11 protein-coding genes are annotated in these 21,536 nt (G+C 76.1%); 1 reads left to right on the top strand and 10 read right to left on the bottom strand.

Annotation, left to right across the window (positions count from 1 at the left end):
- Positions 1-3: 3 nt before the first annotated feature.
- Genes AC5RWQ_RS02540 through mftB form a run of 7 tightly spaced genes read right to left on the bottom strand, consistent with a single transcriptional unit; the run spans position 4 to position 8,001 of the window.
- A complete protein-coding gene (locus tag AC5RWQ_RS02540; protein WP_334491731.1) occupies positions 4-315 on the bottom strand; it encodes a ferredoxin family protein in 312 nt (103 codons plus the stop codon).
- Entirely contained in the window at positions 312-1,640 is a 1,329-nt protein-coding gene (locus AC5RWQ_RS02535; RefSeq protein ID WP_494281105.1) for an FAD-dependent oxidoreductase, read from the bottom strand. Before AC5RWQ_RS02535 ends, AC5RWQ_RS02540 begins: the two co-directional genes overlap by 4 nt.
- Positions 1,633-2,595 (bottom strand): mycofactocin-associated electron transfer flavoprotein alpha subunit, encoded by a 963-nt coding sequence (locus tag AC5RWQ_RS02530; protein WP_494281104.1) that lies wholly within the window; start codon positions 2,593-2,595, stop codon positions 1,633-1,635. The genes AC5RWQ_RS02535 and AC5RWQ_RS02530 overlap by 8 nt, the downstream gene beginning before the upstream one ends.
- The gene (locus AC5RWQ_RS02525) at positions 2,592-4,547 is read right to left on the bottom strand and encodes a mycofactocin system FadH/OYE family oxidoreductase 2 (RefSeq protein ID WP_494281103.1); all 1,956 of its coding nucleotides are present in this window, start codon (positions 4,545-4,547) and stop codon (positions 2,592-2,594) included. Before AC5RWQ_RS02525 ends, AC5RWQ_RS02530 begins: the two co-directional genes overlap by 4 nt.
- The gene (locus AC5RWQ_RS02520; protein ID WP_494281102.1) at positions 4,547-6,502 is read right to left on the bottom strand and encodes a mycofactocin system FadH/OYE family oxidoreductase 1; all 1,956 of its coding nucleotides are present in this window, start codon (positions 6,500-6,502) and stop codon (positions 4,547-4,549) included. Before AC5RWQ_RS02520 ends, AC5RWQ_RS02525 begins: the two co-directional genes overlap by 1 nt.
- Positions 6,499-7,671, bottom strand: a complete 1,173-nt coding sequence (mftC, locus tag AC5RWQ_RS02515; RefSeq protein WP_494281101.1) for a mycofactocin radical SAM maturase — start codon at positions 7,669-7,671, stop codon at positions 6,499-6,501. Before mftC ends, AC5RWQ_RS02520 begins: the two co-directional genes overlap by 4 nt.
- 30 nt (positions 7,672-7,701) lie before the next feature.
- Positions 7,702-8,001 carry a mycofactocin biosynthesis chaperone MftB gene (gene mftB / locus AC5RWQ_RS02510; RefSeq protein WP_494281100.1) on the bottom strand — a complete coding sequence of 100 codons (300 nt, stop codon included), beginning with the start codon at positions 7,999-8,001 and terminating at the stop codon, positions 7,702-7,704.
- 314 nt (positions 8,002-8,315) lie between these two features.
- Here mftB and AC5RWQ_RS02505 point away from each other — a divergent pair, with 314 nt between their 5' ends.
- On the top strand, positions 8,316-9,629 hold the full coding sequence (locus tag AC5RWQ_RS02505) for a sensor histidine kinase (RefSeq protein WP_494281099.1): 1,314 nt from the start codon (positions 8,316-8,318) through the stop codon (positions 9,627-9,629).
- Between the two features lie 87 nt (positions 9,630-9,716).
- On the opposite strand, the gene AC5RWQ_RS02500 is transcribed toward AC5RWQ_RS02505, so the two are convergent.
- From AC5RWQ_RS02500 to AC5RWQ_RS02490, 3 genes are all read right to left on the bottom strand, one after another.
- A complete protein-coding gene (locus tag AC5RWQ_RS02500) occupies positions 9,717-10,223 on the bottom strand; it encodes a flavin reductase family protein (protein WP_494281098.1) in 507 nt (168 codons plus the stop codon).
- Positions 10,224-10,251: 28 nt separating this feature from the next.
- Positions 10,252-11,169 carry a proline iminopeptidase-family hydrolase gene (locus AC5RWQ_RS02495; protein WP_494281097.1) on the bottom strand — a complete coding sequence of 306 codons (918 nt, stop codon included), beginning with the start codon at positions 11,167-11,169 and terminating at the stop codon, positions 10,252-10,254.
- 98 nt (positions 11,170-11,267) lie between these two features.
- Complete coding sequence (locus AC5RWQ_RS02490; protein WP_494281096.1) at positions 11,268-21,524, bottom strand: SDR family NAD(P)-dependent oxidoreductase; 10,257 nt, start codon at positions 21,522-21,524, stop codon at positions 11,268-11,270.
- Positions 21,525-21,536 lie beyond the last annotated feature (12 nt).

Raw genomic sequence — 21,536 nt, 5'->3', positions numbered from 1 at the left:
CGGTCACCCCTTCCGGAAGACGACGCCCTGGCCACCGTCCGGGTAGCTCCAGGAGATGGCACCCCCGGTGTTGCAGACCTGGTAGCAGGCGCCGCACTCGAAGCACTGCTCGTAGCTGAAGAGGATCCCGCCGTCGGCGGTCGGCGTGAACAGGTCGGCGGGGCAGCAGCGCACGCACGCCTGGGTGGTGCAGGACCGGCACACCCGGGTGTCCACCGTGATGTGCGCCCGGGCCCCGACCCGGAACTCGGTGGTCGCGATCCGCTCGTCGAAGCCGGTCTCCAGGTGCGGACCCGGCGGGTCGGGCCGGCTCACCGGAACGCCCGCAGCGCCACGAGCGCGTCCCGGGCGAGATCGCGGACCCGGACCTGGTGGGTCGCCGCGCTGCGCCGCAGCAACCGGCGCAGCCCGGGCTTCGGACGGGGATTGTCCACCTGGAACACTCCTTGGACGAGGTCGCAGAGCAGGCCCGGATATTGCTGCTGCACCCGGTCGGAGAGGACGAGATCCGGCACCCGGCGCAGCCGGCGCAAATCGGCGAGGACGAACGAGTCGCGCAGCATCCGCCGGTACCCGGCCAGCCCCGACCGGCTCACGTCGCCGGCCGCCACCGCGGCGGCGGCGGCGCGTCCGGCGTACATGCCGGCACCGATGGCGAAGTTGACCCCCTCCAGCCAGACGCCGGCGGCGAGACACATCGCCGCGGCGTCGCCGGCGACCAGGATGCCGTCGCCCACCAGGTCCGGCATGCTCCGGTAGCCACCCTCGGGCAGCAGGTGGGCCGAGTACTCGACCAGCGTGCCGCCGCGCAGCAGGGGGGCGATGGCATCGTGCCGCTTGAGGTCGCCCATCAGCTCCTCGGGACGTACCGTGCCGGTGGCCAGGCCGGAGAGGCCGACGACCACGCCGACGCTGACCGAATCCCGCTGGGTGTAGAGGAAACCGCCGCCGGGCAGGCCGCGGGTGCAGCCGAGCACCTCGATGTCGGCACCCTCCAGGCCGCTGAGCCCGAACCGCTGGTCGATGACCTCGCGCGGCAGCGCCAGGGTCTCCTTCACGCCGAGCGCGACGTGCCGACCGGCCGCGCCCTCGCGGTACAGCCCCGCCTCCTTGGCGAGGAAGGAGTTGACCCCGTCGCAGGCGATCACCACGCCGGCGCGCAGGTCACCGTCGGGCCGGTCGGTGCGGACCCCGACGACCGCGCCGGTGGCGTCGCGCAGCAGCCCGGTGACCACGGTCGACGGCACGAGCACGGCGCCGGCCGCGACCGCGAGCCCGGCGAGCCAGCCGTCGAGATCCGCCCGGTGCACGGTCGCCCCGTTGTACGGCGGGCGACCCCAGTCGCTGGTCCGGAAGTCGACCGTCATCGCCTGCGTCGGGGTCATCACCATGGTGGCGCGCCGGGTCACCCAGCGCTGCACGGGCATCTGCTCCCACCAGCGCGGCACGAGCTCGTCGAGGACACGTCCATAGACGACCCCGCCGTACACGTTCTTGGCGCCCGGGAACGGTCCCCGCTCCACCAGGGCGACCGACCGGCCGGCGCGGGCGGCCTCCAGCGCCGCGGCGGAGCCGGCCGGTCCGGCGCCGACCACGACCACGTCGAACCGCGGTGGCGTACCGGCGGGCTGGTCAGTCATCGTGCTCCTTTGCTCCGGACCGGACGCCCGGGTCGAGTCGCGCCGCCAGCTCCGCCAGCAGGGCCGCCGCGTCGGTCACCAGGGCGAGGTCGGCGGCCGTCGTCATCGGGCACGACGCGTCCGGGTTGACGCTGACCAGGTGCCGTGGCTGGCCGAGGCCGCCGAGGTGCTGGGCGGCGCCGGAGACGCCGAAGGCGACGCAGAGGTCGGGGTCGACCAGTACGCCGGTGGTGCCGATCTGGCGGGCGGCCGGCACCCAGCCGGCGTCGGTGACCACCCGGGTGGCGCCCAGCGAGGCGCCCAGCCCGGCGGCGACCCGGCCCAGCAGCGCGACGGCCTGCGGGCCGGTCAGCTCCCCCCGGCCGATCCCGGCCCCCGCGGTGAGGATCCGGGGCGCCTCCGCGAGCGCCACGGTGGCCGGTTCGGGATCCGCCACGGACACCGTGGTCACCTCGGGCGTCGCCGGGGGCGGCGGCAGGGTGAGCGGGTGCAGGCGGCCGGGACCGTGGTCCGCGTCGACGCCGCGTACGCCGGGCTGCAGGGTGGCGACGAACGGGCCGTCCACCGCCAGCTCCACGCCGAGCCGGGCACCCCAGCGCAGCACCTCGGCGCCGTCGGGCAGCAGCCGGGTCGCGCCGGCGAGCAGCGGCCGACGCAACGCGGCGGCGAGCCGGGGCGCGAGGTCACGGCCGTCCGGGGACGCGGGCAGCAGGACCGGGCCGCTGCCGGCCAGGACGCTGGCCAGCTGCGCGGACCAGTGCCCGGGCCGGAAGCCGTCCTGCTCGGTCCAGTGGACGGTGTGCGCGCCGGCGAGCGCGGCGGCCGCCTCGGCGGCGCCGGAGCCGATCACCAGTGCCCGGCCGTCGGCCTCCGCCGCGGCCTCGGCCGCGCCGAGCGGCAGCCGGCCCGCCCGGGCCACCACCACCGCGATCGGCGCCCCCGCCTCCGGCGTCACAGCGCCACCCCCACCCGGTGTCCCTCGACCACGGCGGCGTGCGCCCGGCGGGGCGCCACGCAGTCCCCCACCCGGTGCACCTCGAACGGGACGTCGCGCAACTCCCGCCACAGCTCGTCCTCCGGCGTCGGGTGGGTCGCGCAGACCACCCAGTCGACCCGCAGCGGCGAGGTGACGCCGGTGGTGTGCCGCAGCATCTGCAGTTCCAGCCCGTCGGAGACCGCCGCGCCGGCCAGCACCACCTCGTCGGTCTCCAGCCGGATCCCCCGGGCGTGCGCCCGGACCAGGAACATCTCCATGTCCAGGGTGATCCCGAGATCCTGGCCGACGATCATCCCGGGCGTCGTCACCCGGACCCGGCAGCCCCGGTCGGCGAGCAGCTCCGCCACGGAGGTGGCCTGGTGGAAGCCCAGTTCGTCCACGACGAGCACGTCACCGTGCGGCGCGACCCGGCCCTCCAGCACGTCGCGCACCTCGGCGACCCGGTCGAGTCCGGTGGCCCAGGGTGGCAGCTGCGGGCGGGCGCCCGTGGCCAGCACGACCGCGTCCGGCCGCGCCGCGCGCAGCGTCGCCGCCGTCGCCGTGACACCGGTGCGGATCTCCACGCCGTGCCGTCGGCACTCGGCGAGCAGGCTGCGGACCAGGTCACCGAACTCCGCGCGCCCCGGCGCGGTGGCCGCCACCCCGACCTGCCCGCCGGTCTCCGGCGCCCGCTCGTAGAGGGTCACCCGGTGGCCCCGCTCGGCGGCGGTCGCCGCGGCCCGCAGCCCGGCCGGCCCCCCGCCCACCACCAGCACCCGACGGCCCGGGAGGCCCGGCGCGGGCAGCGGCACCGACTCGCGGCCGGCGCGCGGGTTGACCACGCAGCCCAGCCAGCGGTTCAGCCCCATCCGGCCGACGCACTCCTGGTTGCAGGAGAGGCAGGCCCGGATCTCCGCCGACCGCCCGGCGCGGGCCTTGGCGGTGAAGCCGGGATCGGCGATCTGCCCGCGTACCACACCGACCAGGTCGCAGTGGCCGGCGGCGAGGGCGCGTTCGGCCTGCACCGGGTCCTTGATCCGGCCGACCCCGACGACCGGCAGCCGGACCGCCCGGCGCAGCGCGTTCGCCACGAACAGGCCGTAGCCGGGGGGAACCGCCATCGACGCCTCGATCATGTACAGGGTGGCGGTGGCGACGCCGATCGAGGTGTTGATGTAGTCGACCTTGCCGGTCGCCTCCACCATCCGGGCCACCTCGACCGCCTCGTCCAGCACGATGCCGCCCTCGACGAGTTCGTCGCCGCAGAGCCGCACCCCCAGCGCCCGGTCGGGGCCGAGCGCCTCGCGGGCCGCGTCGATGATCTCCAGCAGCAGCCGGGCCCGGTTGGCCAGCGGGCCGCCGTAGCGGTCGGTCCGCAGGTTCGTCGCCGGGGAGAGGAAGCCCCGGACGATCGACGAGTGCGAGCACTGCAGCTCCACGCCGTCGAAGCCGCCCTCGGCGCAGTGCCCGGCGACCACCCCGTAGCCCTCGACCACCTCGCGGATCTCCGCCCCGGTGACCGCCTTGGGCACCTCCCGGAACAGCGGGTCCGGCACCGCCGACGGGGCCCACACCGGCCGCCGCGAGTACATCCCGGTGCCCTGGCCGCCGTTGTGGTTGAGCTGGGCGAAGACCGGCACGCCGTGGGCGTGCACGGCCTCGGTGATCCGCCGGTACCCGGGCACCACCTCGGGCCGGAAACCGTGGATCAGCTTCTCGTACGGCCAGTCCGTCGGGTGGGTGGACTGCTCCTCGGTGATGACCAGTCCCGCCCCACCGGCCGCCCGGGCCGCGTAGTAGGCGGCGTGCTGGGCGCTGGGCAGGCCGTCCTCGGCGTAGTTGGTCAGGTGGGCGGAGCTGACCACCCGGTTGGTCACCACCACCGGCCCGATGCGCAGCGGCGAGAACAGGTGCGGGAACCGGGCGGTCATCAGCCGGCCCCGACGAGCGCGAGCGCGGCGCGGCGCCCCTCGCGTACGGCCTCGTGCACGGTACGCGGGGCGACGCAGTCGCCGGCCCGGGGCGCGTCGGGGTGCACGTCGGCCAGCTCGGGCTCCGGCAGCCGGTGCCCCCAGTGCACCAGGACGGCGCAGTCGAGCGTGGTCCGTTCGGCGGTGTACACGTCCTCCACGACGGCCCGGCCGGACTCGACGGCGCGGACCCGGGAACGGCGCAGCAGCCGCACGCCGGCCCGCTGGAGGCGGCCGTTCGCGTCGGCGAGGTCGCCGGTCAGCGCCAACTGGACGCCGGGCACCGGGTCCCGGGTGACCAGCGCGGTGGGCCGGCCGGCCGCCGCGAGCAGCTCCGCCACCCCCACCCCGACGGCGTCGCCCACCTCGTCGGAGACCACCACCGGGCCGGGCGGCAGCGCGGCGCCGACGGTGCCGCCGTCGGGTGTCGCGACGAGCAGGTCCGCGACGTCGACCGCGGCCGGGAAGTCCCGGGGGCCCGGGACACCGCCGGTGGCCATCAGGACGGCGCGTCCCGACGCCACGGCGGCGTCCAGGTCGGTCGCGGTGACGGTGACGCCCGTCCGCATGGTCACGCCGAGCCGGCCGAGTTCCCGCTCCCACCAGTCGACCAGCTCGCTGAGGCGGGACCGGCCGCCGACCGCCGCGGCGTGCCGCAGCGCCCCGCCGAGCCGTCCGGCGCGCTCGGCCAGCTCCACCCGGTGACCGCGGGTGGCCAGCACCCGGGCCGCCTCCAGGCCGCCCGGCCCCCCGCCCACGACCAGCACGTCGCGGGGCGTCCGGTCGCGGCCCTCGGTAACCGGCGCGTCCTCGGACTCGTACCCGCTGGCCGGTTCGGCCAGGCAGCTCACCACCGGGTTGCGACTGTCCCGCACCCGGCACCGCTGGTTGCACAGCACGCAGGGTCGGATCCGTTCCGGACGGCCGGCCCGCCACTTGGCGACCAGGTCCGGGTCGGCGATCTGCGCGCGGGTCATCTCGACCAGGTCGGCGGTGCCGTCGCGCAGCGCCTCCTGAGCCCGCGCCGGGTCGACCACCGAGCCCTGGAACACCACCGGGGTGGCGTCGGCCACCGCCTTGCGGACGCTGCCGCAGAGGTCCCGGTTGAAGCCCGGCTCGGTGTGCAGGTCCGGCCAGGTGGCCGGCACGCCGTACGCGGAACCCCGCACCACGGCCAGGTAGTCGACCGCCGGGGCGAACTCGACGGCCAGCTCGGCGGCGGCCTGCGGGGTGATGCCGGCCCACGGGGCCAGCTCGTCGCAGGAGAGCCGCAGGCCGAGGACGGCGTCCCCGCCGATCGCCGTGCGGACCGCCGACAGCACCTCCCGCACCAGCCGGGACCGGTCGGTGCCGTACCCGTCGGTGCGGACGTTGGTGAGCGCGGAGAGGAACTGACGCAGGATGCTGTGCTGCCCCGCGTCGATCTCCACGCCGTCGGCCCCGGCGCGGACCGCGAGCCCCGCCGCGGACGCGAAGCCTACGGTCAGCGCGTCGATCTCCGGCTGTTCCATCGCCATCGGCATCTCGCGGGTGATGACGTCCGGCACCCCGGACGGCGCCCAGAGCGCGCCCTGCGACCAGGCGGAGGAGCCCTGCCCACCGGCGTGCCCGAGCCCGGCGAGGACCAGCGTCCCGTGCGGACGGCAGGCGGCCACGACGGCGGCCCAGCCGGGCCCGCAGTCGGCGGCCAGCGGGGCCCGCTCGTACGGCCAGTCGCTGTCGTGCACGCTCGCCGTCTCCACCACCACCACGCCGGCACCACCGGCGGCCCGGCGCGCGTAGTAGCCGACGTGCGCTGGGGACAGCGCCCGTCCCCGGCCGAGGTTGGTCTCGTGCGGCCCGAACAGCACCCGGCTCGGTGCCCGGCGCCCGGCCAGCTCCACCGGGTCGGCGAGGCCGATGCCCCCGGTGGTCATCCGCCGCAGCCGACGAGCGGGCTGCTGTCGCAGGCACGCCCGGCGACGTCGGGTGTACGGCCGCCGATCCGCACCGGCACCGGCCGGCGCGAGTGGTCGACGCTGGGCCTCGGCGCGGAGCCGGCGGTGACCGCCGCCAGCGCGACCTCGCCGTGGCCAAGGGCGCACTCCGGGTCCGGGCCGGACAGTGGCAGGCCGGTGAAGAACTTCGCCGCCATGCAGCCGCCACGGCAGCTGTCGGCGGCGGCGCAGCCGGTGCAGCCACCGGCCGCCTCCGGCGACCGGAACTCGGCGAAGCGCGGCGAGTCGCGCCAGACCCGGGCGAAGCCGCCGGGCGACCGGACGTTGCCCGCCCGGAACCGCTCGTGGATCGCGAACGGGCAGGCGTAGACGTCGCCGACCGGGTCGACGAGGCAGACCACCCGCCCGGCGCCGCACAGGTTCAGGCCGGGCAGCGGGCTCGCGCCCAGCGGGTTGAGGTGGAAGAAGGAGTCCCCGGTCAGCACCCGCTCGCCCCGGGCGACCAGCCAGTCGTAGAGCTGGGCCTGCTGGGCGGCGGTCGGGTGCAGCTCGTCCCAGACGTCGGCGCCCCGCCCGGCCGGCCGCAGCCGGGTCAGCCGCAGCTGCGCGCCGTGCTGGTCGGCCAGCTCGGCGAACGCGTCGAGCTGGCCGGCGTTGGCCCGGGTCACCACCACACTGATCTTGAAGTCGCGGACGCCGGCCTCGGCCAGGTACCGCATCGCGGTACGGGCCGTGTCGTACGAGCCGGCGCCCCGGACCGCGTCGTTCACCTCGGCGGTGGCGCCGTCCAGCGAGAGCTGGACGTCCAGGTAGTCGCTGGCGGCGATCCACCGGGCCCGCTCCGGGGTGATCCGGACGCCGTTGGTGGAGAACTTCACCCCGACCTGGTGCGCCGTGGCGTACTCGACCAGTTCCCAGAAGTCGGGGCGGACGGTCGGTTCGCCGCCGCCGATGTTGACGTAGAAGACCTGCATGCGCTGGAGCTCGTCGAGGAACGACCGGCACTCGTCGAAGCTGAGCTCGGCGGGGTCGCGGCGGCCGGACGACGACAGGCAGTGCACGCACGCGAGGTTGCACGCGTAGGTGAGCTCCCAGGTCAGGCAGATCGGTGCGGCCAGCCCCCGCTCGAAGTGGTCGACGAGTTTCATCGCGGCTCTTCCTCCATCACTGCCCCGCCCTCAGCGCGGCTCGATCGTCCCGGCTTCGGCGAGGCCACGGAGCGCGGCCAGATAGCTGTGGCGCAGGTCGGGCGGCACGTCGGCCCGGTCCAGCGCGTCGTGCACGTCGGCGTGGCCGGCGAGCGACTCGACGACGGTGACCAGGACCGGCGTCTTGAGAAAGGAGAGCCGGCGGGTGCCGAAGTGGTACGCCAGCGCGCCGAACGGCTCGGGCCGCAACGCCACCTGCGGCGAACGGCGGTACGGCAGGGCCGGGTCGAAGACCGGGGTGCTGGCGGGCTCGGAACCGTGCTCCGGCATGCGGGAACCTCCGCGGTTCGACGGGGACGGTCGACGGCTGGACGCGAGGTGACGCTAACCGGCCCGCGTGGGCGCGGGTAACCACTAGCGGCGCTGCCCGGACCCCTAATGCCAGCGTTAGGGGCCACGCTGCGTGCCCGACCGCTCACGCCGCCCCGGCGAAGAGGCGGGTCAGAGGGCTGCCGGAAGTAGGCCTAGCACTACTCGGTGACGTCGCGGAGTCGATGAGAATGGACCTTGCGCGAGGCGCCGGCCGGGTGAGCTCCGATGCGGATCACCAGCCGGCGACGGGCCTCGGCGGATGGGGGTGCGGCATGGGAGCTGGCAGGCAGGCGCTCGACGAGGCGTTCGGTACGCCCGGTCGGGTCTCGGTCGGGCAGCTGGTCCGGCAGGTCGGCACCTGGTGCCTCCGCGGTCTGGGGCTGGCCACCATCGGCTGCCTCGGGCTGGCGCTGTTCGTGCTCGGGCTGGTGTCGGTCCTGCTGATCCCGGCGGCCGGCGTCGGGGTGGTGCTCACCCCGGTCGCGATGGGCGCGGTCCGGGACCTGACCACGTGGCAGCGACGGCTGATCGGCGACTGGCTCGGCATACGGATCGAGCTGCCGTACCACGAGCCGCCGGCCTGGTCCGACAACGCGCTGCTCGCCGCCTGGCAGCGCTGCCTGTGGGCGTTGCGCAACGCGTCGACCTGGCGGGACATGGCGTGGCTGCTCGTCGGCTTCCCTGCCGGCCTGGTGCTCGGCCTGCTGCCGGCGATGATGGTGGTCTACGGGCTGGAGGGCGTCCTGCTCGGGTTCATCCTCGGCATCGCCGTCCCCGGCTTCGGCTACGGCGTCTTCTGGCCGATCACGAACGTCGTGCAGGCGCTGCTCGCGCCGCCGCAGGGGGTGCTGCTGCTGGTGGGCGGAGCGCTGCTGGCGCCGCTGCTGCTGACCGTGTACGGCCGGTTCGCCAAGGTCCTGCTGGCCCCCACCTACGGGGCGTCGATGGCGCTGCGGGTGCGGCACCTCACCGACACCCGGTCGGCGGCGGTCGACACGCAGGCGGCGGAGCTGCGGCGCATCGAGCGCGACCTGCACGACGGGGCCCAGGCCCGGCTGGTCGCCCTCTCGATCAGCCTGGGCATGGCGGCGGACCTGCTGGCCCGGGACCCGGACGCCGCCCAGCAGCTGCTCAACGAGGCGCGGGAGACCAGCGACCACGCCCAGGCGGACCTGCGCAACCTGGTCCGCGGCATCCACCCGCCGGTGCTGGCCGAGCGCGGCCTGGCCGGTGCGGTGCAGGCCCTCGCGCTGGCCCTGCCGACCGAGGTGACCGTGCAGGTGGACCTGCCGGGTCGGCCGCCCGCGCCGGTCGAGTCGGCCGCGTACTTCGCGATCGCCGAGGCGCTGGCCAATGTGGTCAAGCACAGCGGGGCCGGGCAGGCGACGGTCACCGTGACGTACGCGGACGGGAGCCTCACCCTGGTGGTCATCGACGACGGCGTCGGCGGGGCGAGCCTGGACGGCGGGACCGGACTCGTCGGCGTACGACGGCGGCTGGAGGCGTTCGACGGGACGCTGACGGTGATCAGCCCGGCCGGTGGCCCGACCGCCGTGATGATGACGCTGCCCAGCGCCGTGTCCTGACCGGCGGCCCACGAGCCGCCCGGCCGTCCACGCCGCCCGGCCGTCAACAACGCCCGGCCGTCAACAACGCCCGGCCGTCAACGGCGGTCAGGCGGGCAGGGCGTGGAAGCCGCGGCGGAAGTACACCGCGGGTTCGACGGGGCGCACGGCGGCGGCGGTCACCCGGCCGACCAGGATGGTGTGGTCGCCGCCGTCGTACCGGGCGAACGCCTCGCACTCGAGCACCGCGCAGGCGCCCGGCAGCACCGGGTGGCCCTGGGCGTTGGCCACGAACTCGCCACCGCCGAACTTGTCCGCGTCCCGGTCGGCGAAGCGCATCGCCAGGCCGGCGTGCTCGGGCGTCAGCATGTGGATCACCCAGGAGCTGGCGGCGAGGAAGCCGGGATGGCACCGGGCCGTCCGCGCCAGACAGACCAGCGTCAGCGGCGGATCCAGCGAGAGCGAGCAGAAGGACGTGGCGGTGAAGCCGCACCAGCGACCGCGCTCGTCGGTGGTCGTCACGATCGTCACGCCGCTCGGAAACGAGGCCATCGCGTCGCGGAACCCGGCCACGGCCCGGTCGTCCGCCGCCCGTTCGGACACTCCTGCGGTCATCGGTCCTCCTTCGGCCGGCCCTGCCGCGTCAGCGCGGGAGCCCGGCCAGGTATCCGTGGAGCGCCGAGCGGAAGCGCTCCGGCTCCTCCAGGTGCGGGGTGTGGCTGGACTCCTCGAACAGCTCCCACCGCACGTCCGGCACGAGGTCCCGGTACGGCTGCAGGGTCACCGGCGTCGCCTCGTCGTGCCGTCCGGAGACCAGCAGGGTCGGCACCGCGATGTCGGGCAGGCAGTCGACGACGGACCAGTCGCGCAACGACCCGACCACGTGGAACTCGGTCGGCCCGTTCATGGTGTGGTAGACGGTGGGGTCGTTGTAGAGCTCGTAGAACGAGGCCATGTAGTCGCCGGGCCACGGCGTACGGCGGCAGACGTGCCGGTCGTAGAAGACCCGGGTGGCCGCGAAGTACTCGGTGGAGTCGGTGGTGCCGGCGGCCTCGTGCCGCAGCAGCGTGTCGTTGACGCCCGGCGGGAGCTGGTCGCGCAGGACCTTCATCTCCGACAACCACAGCGGGTACGACGCGGGTGAGTTGGCGATCACCAGGCCGCGCAGCCCGGCGGGTCGGGCGGCGGCGTGCCGGGCGGCCAGCATGCCGCCCCAGGAGTGCCCGAAGAGCACGTAGTCGTCGGCGACGCCGAGCTTGTCGAGCAGGTTGTCCAGCTCGGCGAGGAAGAGCTCCGGGGTCCAGAAGTCGGCCCCCCGGTCCGGCAGGTGCGTCGACCCGCCGTTGCCGAGCTGGTCGTAGTGCACCACCGGCCAGCCGTCGCCGGCGAGCGCCGCGAGGTTCAGCAGGTAGTCGTGGGTGATGCCCGGGCCGCCGTGCACGACCACCAGGGCCGGGCGGCCGGCGCGGAGGTCACCGGTCACCCGGTACCAGGTCCGGTGTGGACCGAACTCCACGGTCCCCTTCGCCGTCGCGGCGTACGACACGTCGACCACCTCCACGGCTCTGCGGTGCGTCGCACCGGCGGATCCGGTGCCGGCACCGAACCTATGCGGGCCGGGCGCGGCGGGATCCCCTAACCGGACCCCTGCCGTTCCCCTTATCGCGACTCCGCCGCGTCGGCGGCGTCCAGCTCCCGGTCGAGGATGTCGAACAGCTCGGCCGCCGAGGCGTCGCTGAGGTCCTCCGCGGCCGGCGGCACCGGGGTGGGCGGCGCGGCGTCGAACAGCACGGTGCCGAGATGGCGGGCGAGCGCGGCCACCGACGGGTGGTCGAAGACCAGCATCGACGGCAGCCGGCGGCCGGTGGCCCGGGCCAGCCGGTCCCGCAGCTCCAGGCCGCTGAGCGAGTCGAAGCCCAGGTCGAGGAAGCCGCGGTCCACGTCGATCCCGGTCCCGTCGGGGTGGCCGAGGACCGCCGCGGCGTGCTCACGGACCAGCTCCACCAGGGCCCGTTCCCGGTCCGCGCCGGGCAGGCCGGTCAGCCGGCGCAGCAGCTCGGTCGTCCCGTCCTGCCCGACCGCCGCCGCCCGGGCCCGACGGGAAGTCACCGGCACCAGGGCCCGCAGCATCGGCGGGACGTCCCCGGTGGCGAGGGCCGCCACGTCGAGCCGCAGCGGCACCGGTACGGCCCGGCCGGCGCCGACACCGGCGTCGAAGAGCCGGACCCCCTCGTCGACGGTCAGCGCGGGCAGGCCCTGGCGGCGCATCCGGGCCAGGTCCACCTCGGTCAGGTCGCGGCCCATCCCGGCCCCGCTCCACAGCCCGTACGCCAGCGCGGCGCCGGGCAGGCCGGCGCGCCGCCGCTCGGTCATCAGGGCGTCGAGGAAGACGTTGGCCGCGGCGTACCCGCCCTGCCCGGCGGCCAGCAGCAGACCCCCGGCGGAGGAGAGCGCCACGAACGCGGTCAGCGGAAGCCCTCGGGTGGCCTCGTGCAGCAGCCAGGCCGCGTCGGCCTTTGGGCCGAGCGTCGCGGCGAGCTGGCCGGCGGTCAACGCCTCCACGACCGCGTTGTCGGCGACCCCGGCCGCGTGCAGCACGCCGGTCAGCGGCCACTGTCCGGGTACGCCGTCGACCAGAGCGGTCACCTGGGCCGGGTCGGCCAGGTCGCAGGCCAGCACGGTCACCTCGGTCGCGCCCGCGGCCAGCAGCTCCGCGCGCAGCACCGCCGCGCCGGGCGCCTGAGGGCCCCGGCGGCTGGCCAGGACCAGCCGGCGTACGCCGTGCGCCGTCACCAGGTGCCGGGCCAGGACCGCGCCGAGACCGCTGGTGCCGCCGGTCACCAGTACGGTTCCGCCGGCCTCCCACCGCACGCCGGTCCCGGCCGCCGCCGGCAGCGGAACGAGCCGGGGTACGCGGGCCACGCCGCCGCGGACGACGACCTCCGGCTCGTCGAGGGCGACGGCGGCGCGCACGTCGTCGAGGCCACCGGTCGCGTCGACGTCGACCAGGGTGATCCGGCCGGGATGCTCCGCCTGGGCGGCCCGGACCAGGCCCCACACCGGGGCCAGCCGCACGTCCACGGGTTCGCCGTCGACGGGTACCGCGCCACGGGTCAGCACGACGAACCGGGACTCGGCGAGCCAATCGGCCGCCAGCCAGGACCGCAGCGCGGTCAGCGTCCGGTCCAGCACGGACCGGACCGCGGCGGGTACCGCCGTGTCGGGGGCGGCGCACTCCAGCACCACGGCGGCGGGCGGCGGACCGCTCGCGGTGGCCGCGAGGTCGGGCCGGTCGTCCGTCGCGGCCAGCGTCAGCCACTCCCCCGCCAGCGTGGCGCGGGCGGGCGCGGTGACCCAGTCGACCGCGTACAGGGTGGAGTCGGCGGCGGTGCCGAGCTGGTCGGCGGAGACGGGTCGCAGGGCCAGCGAGCCGACCGACGCGACGGGATCGCCGGCCGGGTCGGTGACGGTGACGGTCAGCGTGTCGGGCGCGGGCTGGGTCAGGTGGACCCGGACGGCCGTCGCGCCGGCGGCGTGCAGGGTCACCCCCGACCAGGCGAACGGCAGGGCGGCGGTGTCCCCGTCGGTGCCGCCGAGCACCACCGCGTGCATGGCGGCGTCGAAGAGCGCGGGGTGCAGGCCGAACCGCTCGCCGTCGGCGCGGGCCGCCTCGGGCAGGGCGACCTCGGCGTACACGTCGTCACCGCGGCGCCAGGCGGCGTGCAGGCACTGGAAGGCCGGCCCGTACGCGTACCCCTGCCCGGCCATCCGGGCGTACGCGCCGGCCAGGTCGAGCGGGGTCGCGCCCGGCGGCGGCCAGGCGGCCGGGACGGGGGCGGGGGTCGGGAGGCCCGGTGTGAGCAGGCCCTCGGCGTGCGTCGTCCACGTCGTGGCGCTCCCGACGGTCTGCGACCGGATGCTCAGCGCACGGGCGGCGGACGCGTCGGCCGGTCCCACGATCACCTGCACGTGCACGGTCCGGCCGGCGGCGAGGACGAGCGGCGCCAGCAGGGTGAGTTCCTCGACGGTGTCGCAGCCGACCTCGTCGCCGGCCCGCAGGGCGAGTTCGACCAGGCCGGTCCCGGGCAGCAGGATCGTGCCGTGCACGGCGTGGTCGGCCAGCCAGGGCTGGGCGTCGAGGCAGAGCCGGCCGGTGAGTACGACCCCGCCGTCGGGCAGCGGCACGGCCGCGCCGAGCAGTGGGTGTTCCACGGCGGCGAGACCCACCGCCGCGGCGTCACCGGCCGGGGTGGCCTGCCGCAGCCAGTGGTGCTCGCGCTGGAAGGCGTAGGTGGGCAGCTCGACCCGGCGGCCGGTCGGGCACCAGGCCGTCAGGTCGACGGGCGCGCCGGTGGCCCAGAGCCGGCCCACGGCGGCGGCCAGGGTGGCCACCTCGTCGCGGTCGCGGCGCTGGGTGGCGATCGTGACGGTCCGGTCGCCGGTGGCGCTCTGCGCGGCCAGCCCGGTCAGCACACCGTCGGGTCCGATCTCGACGAAGCGGGTCACCCCGGCGGCCTCCAGGGTGGTGACCGCGTCGGCGAAGCGCACGGCGTGCCGGACGTGTCGCACCCAGTAGTCGGGGTCGGTCAGCTCCTCCGCGGTGGCCAGCCGTCCGGTGAGGGTGGACACCACCGGGAGGGTCGGCGCGGAGTAGGTCAGGGATTCGGCGACCTTGCGGAAATCCGCGAGCATCGGTTCCATCAGCGGCGAGTGGAAGGCGTGCGACACCGCGAGTCGGGTGGTCTTCCGCTCCCCCAACCCCGCGACGACCGCATCCACGGCCGCTTCGTCGCCGGAGACCACCACCGAGGTCGGACCGTTCACCACCGCGATGTCCACACCGTCGACCAGCAGCGGACGCACCTCGTCCTCAGTCGCCTGCACGGCGACCATGACGCCGCCGGCCGGCAACGCCTGCATCAGACTGCCCCGGGCGGCGACCAGCCGGCACGCGTCATCGAGGGAGAACACCCCCGCCACGTGCGCGGCGGCCAGCTCACCGATCGAGTGACCGGCCACCAGGTCCGGCCGCACACCCCACGACTCGAGCAACCGGAACAGGGCCACCTCGAAGGCGAACAACGCCGGCTGCGCGTTGCCGGTGGCGTGCAACGCCTCCGCGTCGTCACCCCACAGCACGTCCCGCAGCCCCGGGTCGAAACCCGCCAGCGCCGCGTCGAACGCCGCCGCGAAGACGGGGTACGCGTCGTACAGGTCGCGGCCCATGCCGAGGCGCTGCGCGCCCTGGCCGGTGAAGAGCGCCGCCGTGCGGCCGGCGCCGGCCTCGTCCGCGCCGTCACCGGAGGCCACCGCGGCCAGGCCGCCGGTCAGGTCGGCGCGGTCGGCGCCGACGACGACCGCGCGGTACGGGAAGGCGCTGCGGCCCACGGCCAGCGAGTACGCCACGTCCCGCGGGTCGAGGTCGGGCCGGGCGTCGAGGTGCGCCCGCAGGTTGCTGGCCTGCTCCGCCAGCGCCCGCGGCGTCTTCGCCGACAGCGGCAACGGCACCACCGGCGCCGGTGCGGGCTCGGCGACGGCCGGCTCGTCCGGCGCCTGTTCGAGGATGACGTGGGCGTTGGTGCCGCTGATCCCGAAGGACGACACCCCCGCCCGACGCGGCCGGCCGGTCTCCGGCCACTCCCGCGCCTCGGTCAGCAGTTCCACCGCGCCCGCCGACCAGTCCACCTGCGGCGACGGCTCGTCGACGTGCAGCGTCGGCGGCAGCACACCGTGCCGCATCGCCTGCACCATCTTGATCACACCGGCCACACCCGCGGCGGCCTGCGGGTGACCCATGTTCGACTTGATCGAGCCGAGCCACAGCGGCCGGTCCGCCGGCCGGTCCTGCCCATACGTCGCCAGCAGCGCCTGCGCCTCGATCGGATCGCCCAGCGTGGTCCCGGTGCCGTGCGCCTCCACCACGTCCACCTCACCGGGCTGGAGCTGCGCGTTCGCGAGGGCCTGCCGGATCACCCGCTGCTGCGCCGGACCGTTCGGCGCGGTCAGCCCGTTCGACGCGCCGTCCTGGTTGACCGCCGTACCCCGCACCACCGCCAGCACCCGGTGACCGAGCCGGCGGGCGTCGGAAAGCCGCTCCACCAGCAGCACCCCCACACCCTCCGCCCAGCCGGTCCCGCCGGCCGACGCCGCGAAGGAACGGCACCGCCCGTCCGCACTGAGCCCCCGCTGCCGGCTGAACTCCACGAACGTCTCCGGGGTCGCCATCACCGTGACACCACCGGCGAGCGCGAGCGTGCACTCGCCGGAGCGCAGCGCCTGCGCGGCGAGGTGCAACGCCACCAGCGACGACGAGCAGGCCGTGTCCACCGTGACCGACGGGCCCTCCAGGCCGAAGACGTACGACACCCGGCCCGAGGTGATCGAGCCGGCCGCGCTGCTCAGCGCGTAGTCGTGGTACATCATCCCGGCGAACACGCCGGTGGCCGAGCCGCCCAGCGACACCGGATCGATCCCCGCGCGCTCGATCGCCTCCCACGACGCCTCCAGCAGCAACCGCTGCTGCGGGTCCATCGCCAACGCCTCGTTCGGGCCGACGCCGAAGAAGCCGGCGTCGAACTCGGCGGCGTCGTGCAGGAAGCCACCCTCCCGGGCGTACGACCTGCCGGGGCGGCCTGGTTCCGGGTCGTAGAGCGCGGCGACGTCCCAACCCCGATCGGTGGGGAAGCCGGTCACCGCGTCGACCCCGTCGGCGACGAGGCGCCACAGCTCCTCAGGTGACGAGACGCCACCCGGGTAGCGGCAGGCCATCCCCACGATGACGACCGGCTCGTCCGCCGTGACGGTCGTGGTCGCCCGCTCCTGGCGGGCCGCGCCGGAGACCTCGGCGAGCAGATGAGTGGCCAGCGCCGCCGGGCTGGGGTGGTCGAAGACCAGCGTCGCCGGGAGCCGCAGGCCGGTGTCGGCGACCAGCGCGTTGCGGAACTCCAGGGCGGTCAGCGAGTCGAAGCCCAACTCCTGGAAGGCGCGGTCCGGCTCGATGGCGGCCGGTGTCGCGTGCCCGAGCACCGTGGCCACCCGGGCCCGCACGTGCGCGAGCATCCGTTCCCCGGCCTGAGGTCCGGTGGTCAACTCGGCGAGGAGCGGGGCGGCCGGGTCGGTCGCCGGACGGCGGACAGGGCCGGCCAGGGCGCGCAGCACCGCCGGCAGGCCCTCGGCCGCGCGCAGGGCGGCCACGTCGATGCGGACCGGCAGCACCGCGGCCCGGCCGGCGGCCAGCGCGGCGTCGAAGAGGGCCAGGCCCTCGGCCGGGGTCAGCGCCGGCAGGCCCTGCCGCCGCATCCGGGCCAGGTCGGCGTCGTCGAGCCCGGCCGCCATGCCGGCGCCGGCCCAGGGGCCGAAGGCCATGGCCACGGCGGGCAGCCCGGCGGCCCGGCGGTGCCGGGCGAGCGCGTCGAGGAAGGCGTTGGCGGCCGCGTAGTTCGCCTGGCCGGTGGGGCTCAGTGTGCCGGCGATCGACGAGAAGAGCACGAACGCGCTGAGGTCGCGGTCGCGGGTCAGCTCGTGCAGGTGCCAGGCGGCCTCGGCCTTGGCGGCCAGCACGGTGTCGAGGCGGTCGGGGTCGAGGGCGCTGACCACCCCGTCGTCGAGCACCCCGGCGGTGTGCACCACGGCGCCGATCGGGTGGCCGGCCACGAGCGCGGTGAGGGCCTCCCGGTCGGCGACGTCGCAGGCGACGATCGTCACCGCCACGCCGAGTGCCGTCAGCTCGGCGTGCAGCGCGTCGGCGCCCGGTGCGTCCGGTCCCCGGCGGCTGGCGAGCAGCAGCCGCCGTACCCCGTGGTGTTCGGCGAGGTGCCGGGCGACCAGCGCGCCGAGGCCGCCGGTGCCACCGGTGACGAGCACGGCGCCGGGGGTGTCCCAGTCGGGCGCGGGGCCGGCGGCGGCCGGCAGTCGGGTGATCCGGGGCGCGAGGACCGTGCCGCCGCGGACCGCCACCTCCGGTTCGGCGGCGGCGGTGGCGGCGCGTACGCCGGCCGCGACCGCGCCCGGGGCGTCGTCGACGTCGACCAGGAGGAACCGCCCCGGGTGCTCCGCCTCGGCGGAGCGGATCAGGCCCCAGACCGGCGCACTCCGCACGTCCACGGTGGTGTCCCCGACGGCGACCGCGCCGTGCGTCACGACGACCAGGCGCGCCGCGGCGAACCGGTCGTCGGCGAGCCAGCCCTGGACGGCGGCGAGGGTCCGGTGCAGCAGGGCCCGCACCGCGACCGGGGTGTCGCCGGTCGCGGCGGCGCAGTCGAGGACGACGGACGCCGGCACCGGGCCGTCCGCCGGCAGCTCCTCCCACCCGACGGGGACGTCCCCCTCGGCGGAGACGCCCGGGTCGACCGGTGTCCAGTCGACGCCGTACAGCGGCCCGCGGTGCGGCCGGGATCCCGACCGCACCGTGGGACGGGAGAGCAGGGCGCCGACGTCGAGCACCGGCCGGCCGGCCGGATCGGCGGCGGTGAGCGCGACGCCGTCGGCGCCGGTGGGGGTGATCCGCACCCGCAGCGCGGTGGCGCCGGGGCGGTGCAGCGTGACGTCGGTCCAGGCGAAGGGCACGACCGGCGCGGCGTCCGGCTCGTCGTCGAGGAGGCCGACGTGCAGGGCCGCGTCGAGCAGGGCCGGGTGCAGGCCGTACGCCTCGCCGCCGACGCCCTCCGGGAGCGCGACCTCGGCGAAGAGCTCGTCGCCGCGGCGCCACGCGGCGCACAGCCCCCGCAGGACCGGCCCGTACGCGTAACCCCGGTCGGCGAGCCGCTCGTAGCCGCCCTCGAGATCGACGGGAACAGCACCGGGAGGCGGCCACTCCCCGAGGTCCGGGGCCACGGCGACGGGTTCCGCTGCCAGGGCGCCCTCGGCGTGCAGCTGCCACTGGTCGTCCTCGCCGTCCGGCCGGGACCAGATGCCCAGGCTGCGGCCGCCCGTGCCGGTGTCGCCGGAGACCACCACCTGCACGGTGACGCCGCCGCTGGCGGGCAGCAGCAGCGGCGCGCGGAGCGTCAGCTCGGTGAGCCGGGGGCGGTCCACCCGCCGGCCGGCGTGCAGGGCCAGCTCCACGAGAGCCGTGCCGGGCAGCAGCACCTCGCCCAGGACGGCGTGGTCGGCGAGCCAGGACTGCACCCCGACGGCGAGCCGCCCGGTGAACACCAGCCCGCCGGTCTCCGGCTGCGGCACGGCCGCGCCGAGCAGCGGATGACCGGCGGACGCGAGACCGAGGCCGGCCACGTCGGCACGGGTGCCGGCCAGGTCGTCGGACCAGAACCGGCGGCGCTGGAAGGCGTAGGTGGGCAGCGGGACCTGCCGGGCGCCGAGGTCGGCGAAGTGGTCCGACCAGCTGGCGGAGAGGCCTCGAACGTGGGTCACGGCGCGCAGCCGCAGCGCCTCGGCGACCTCCGGCCGGTCCCGGCGCAGCATCGGCGCGAAGGCCAGGTCGTCGCCGTCCAGGTAGCCCTGGGCCAGCGCGGTGAGCACCGCGTCGGGGCCGAGTTCGAGGTACGTGCTGACCCCCGCGTCGGCCAGGTGCCGGACGGCGTCGTGGAAGCGGACCGCCTGCCGGACCTGCCGTACCCAGTAGCCGGGGTCGGTGAGCTGCTCGGCGGTGGCCGGCCGGCCGGTCAGGGTGGAGACGACCGGCAGCCGGGGCGGGGCGTACGTGACGCCCAGCGCGACCGCGGCGAACGGGGCCAGCATCGGTTCCATCAGCGGCGAGTGGAAGGCGTGCGACACCCGCAGCCGGGTGGTCTTACGCTCCCCCAGCCCGTCCAGGACGGCCTCGACGGCGGCCTGCTCGCCGGAGACGACGACCGAGGTCGGCCCGTTGACGGCCGCGAGGTCCGCGCCCGGGACCAGCAGCGGCCGGACCTCCGCCTCGGTGGCCTGGACCGCGACCATGACCCCGCCCGCCGGCAGCGCCTGCATCAGGCCGCCCCGGGCGGCGACCAGCTTGCACGCGTCCGCGAGCGAGAACACCCCGGCCACGTGCGCCGCGGCCAACTCGCCGATGGAGTGCCCGGCCACGAAGTCCGGGCGTACCCCCCAGGACTCCACCAGGCGGTAGAGGGCGACCTCGATCGCGAACAGGGCCGGCTGGGCGTTGCCGGTGCGGTCCAGCGCCTCCGGGTCGTCGCCCCACAGCACGTCCCGCAGCCCGGGGTCGAAGCCGGCCAGCGCCGCGTCGAACGCCGCCGCGAAGACCGGGTACGCGTCGTACAGCTCGCGGCCCATGCCGAGGCGCTGCGCGCCCTGGCCGGTGAAGAGCACGGCCGTGGGCCGTCCGGTCGCCCGGCCGGTCACCAGGTCGGGGTGCGGGGTGCCGCCGGCCAGGGCGGCCAGCGCGGCGTCGCGCTCCGACCCGACGACCACCGCCCGGTACGGCCACGCGGACCGGCCGGTGGCCAGCGAGAAGCCGACATCCAGCGGTCGCTGCCCGGGGCGGTCGCGCAGGTACGCCCGGAGCTTCCCGGCCTGCCCGGCGAGCGCCTCCGGGGTACGGCCCGACAGCGGCCACGGCACCGCCGACGGCACCTCCGGCGCGGGATCCGGCTCCGGGGCCGGGGCTGGGGCCGGGGCTTCCAGGATCACGTGTGCGTTGGTCCCGCTGAGCCCGAACGACGAGACGCCCGCCCGGCGCGGCCGGTCGACGGCGGGCCACGGCCGGGCCTCGGTGAGCAGGTCCACCGCGCCGGCCGTCCAGTCGACGTGCGGCGTGGGCTCGTCGAGGTGGACGACGCCCGGTAGCACGCCGTGCCGCATCGCCAGCACCATCTTGATCACCCCGGCGACACCGGCCGCGGCCTGGGTGTGGCCGAGGTTGGACTTCACCGAGCCGAGCAGCAGCGGCCGCCCGTCGGTCGGCCGGCCGCGCCCGTACGTGGCCAGCAACGCCTGCGCCTCGATCGGGTCGCCCAGCCGGGTGCCGGTGCCGTGCGCCTCGACGGCGTCGACGTCCGCGGTCGTCAGCCCGGCGTCGGCGAGCGCCTGCCGGATGACCCGCTGCTGGGACGGCCCGTTCGGGGTGGTGATGCCGCTGGAGGCGCCGTCGGAGTTGACGGCGCTGCCGGTCAGCACGGCGAGCACCGGGTGGCCGAGCCGGCGGGCGTCGGAGAGCCGTTCCAGCACCAGCACGCCCACCCCCTCCGAGCAGCCGGTGCCGTCGGCCCGGGCGGAGAAGGACTTGCAGCGGCCGTCGGCGGCCATCCCGCGCTGCGAGCTGAAGTAGACGAACATGTCCGGCGTGGTCATCACGGTGACGCCGCCGGCCAGCGCGAGGGCGCAGTCGCCCCGGCGCAGCGCCTGGCTGGCCCAGTGCATGGCCACCAGGGACGACGAGCAGGCGGTGTCCACCGTCACCGCCGGTCCCTCCAGCCCGAGGTGGAACGCCACCCGGCCGCTGACCAGGCTGCCGTCGCTGGAGCCGAAGCCGTAGTCGTGGTACATCACGCCGGCGAAGACGCCGGTCCGGCTGCCGCGCAGGGTCGACGGGTCGATGCCCGCGCTCTCCACCGCCTCCCAGCTGGTCTCCAGCAGCAGCCGCTGCTGGGGGTCGAGGGAGAGCGCCTCGCGCGGGGACACCCCGAAGAACTCGGCGTCGAAGTCGGCCGCGTCGTAGAGGAAGCCGCCCTCCCGGGTGATGCTCCTGCCCTCGACGCCGGGCTCGGGGTCGTAGAGCGCGTCGACGTCCCAGCCCCGGTCGGTCGGGAAGCTGGCGACGGCGTCGCGGCCCTCGACGACCAGCTCCCACAGCTCGTCCGGGCCGGTCACGCCGCCGGGATAGCGGCAGGCCATCCCGACGATCGCGATCTGTTCGCCGGCCGCCGCGCTGAGCTGCTCGTTCTGCTGGCGCAACCGCTCGTTCTCCAGCATGGAGCGGCGCAGTGCCGTGACGATCTGCTCGACCGAAGTGTCCGTCATCTTCCGCCCCGT

It is taken from the genome of Micromonospora sp. BS32, assembly GCF_059089345.1.
This window is presented reverse-complemented; position numbering and strand designations above follow the sequence as displayed.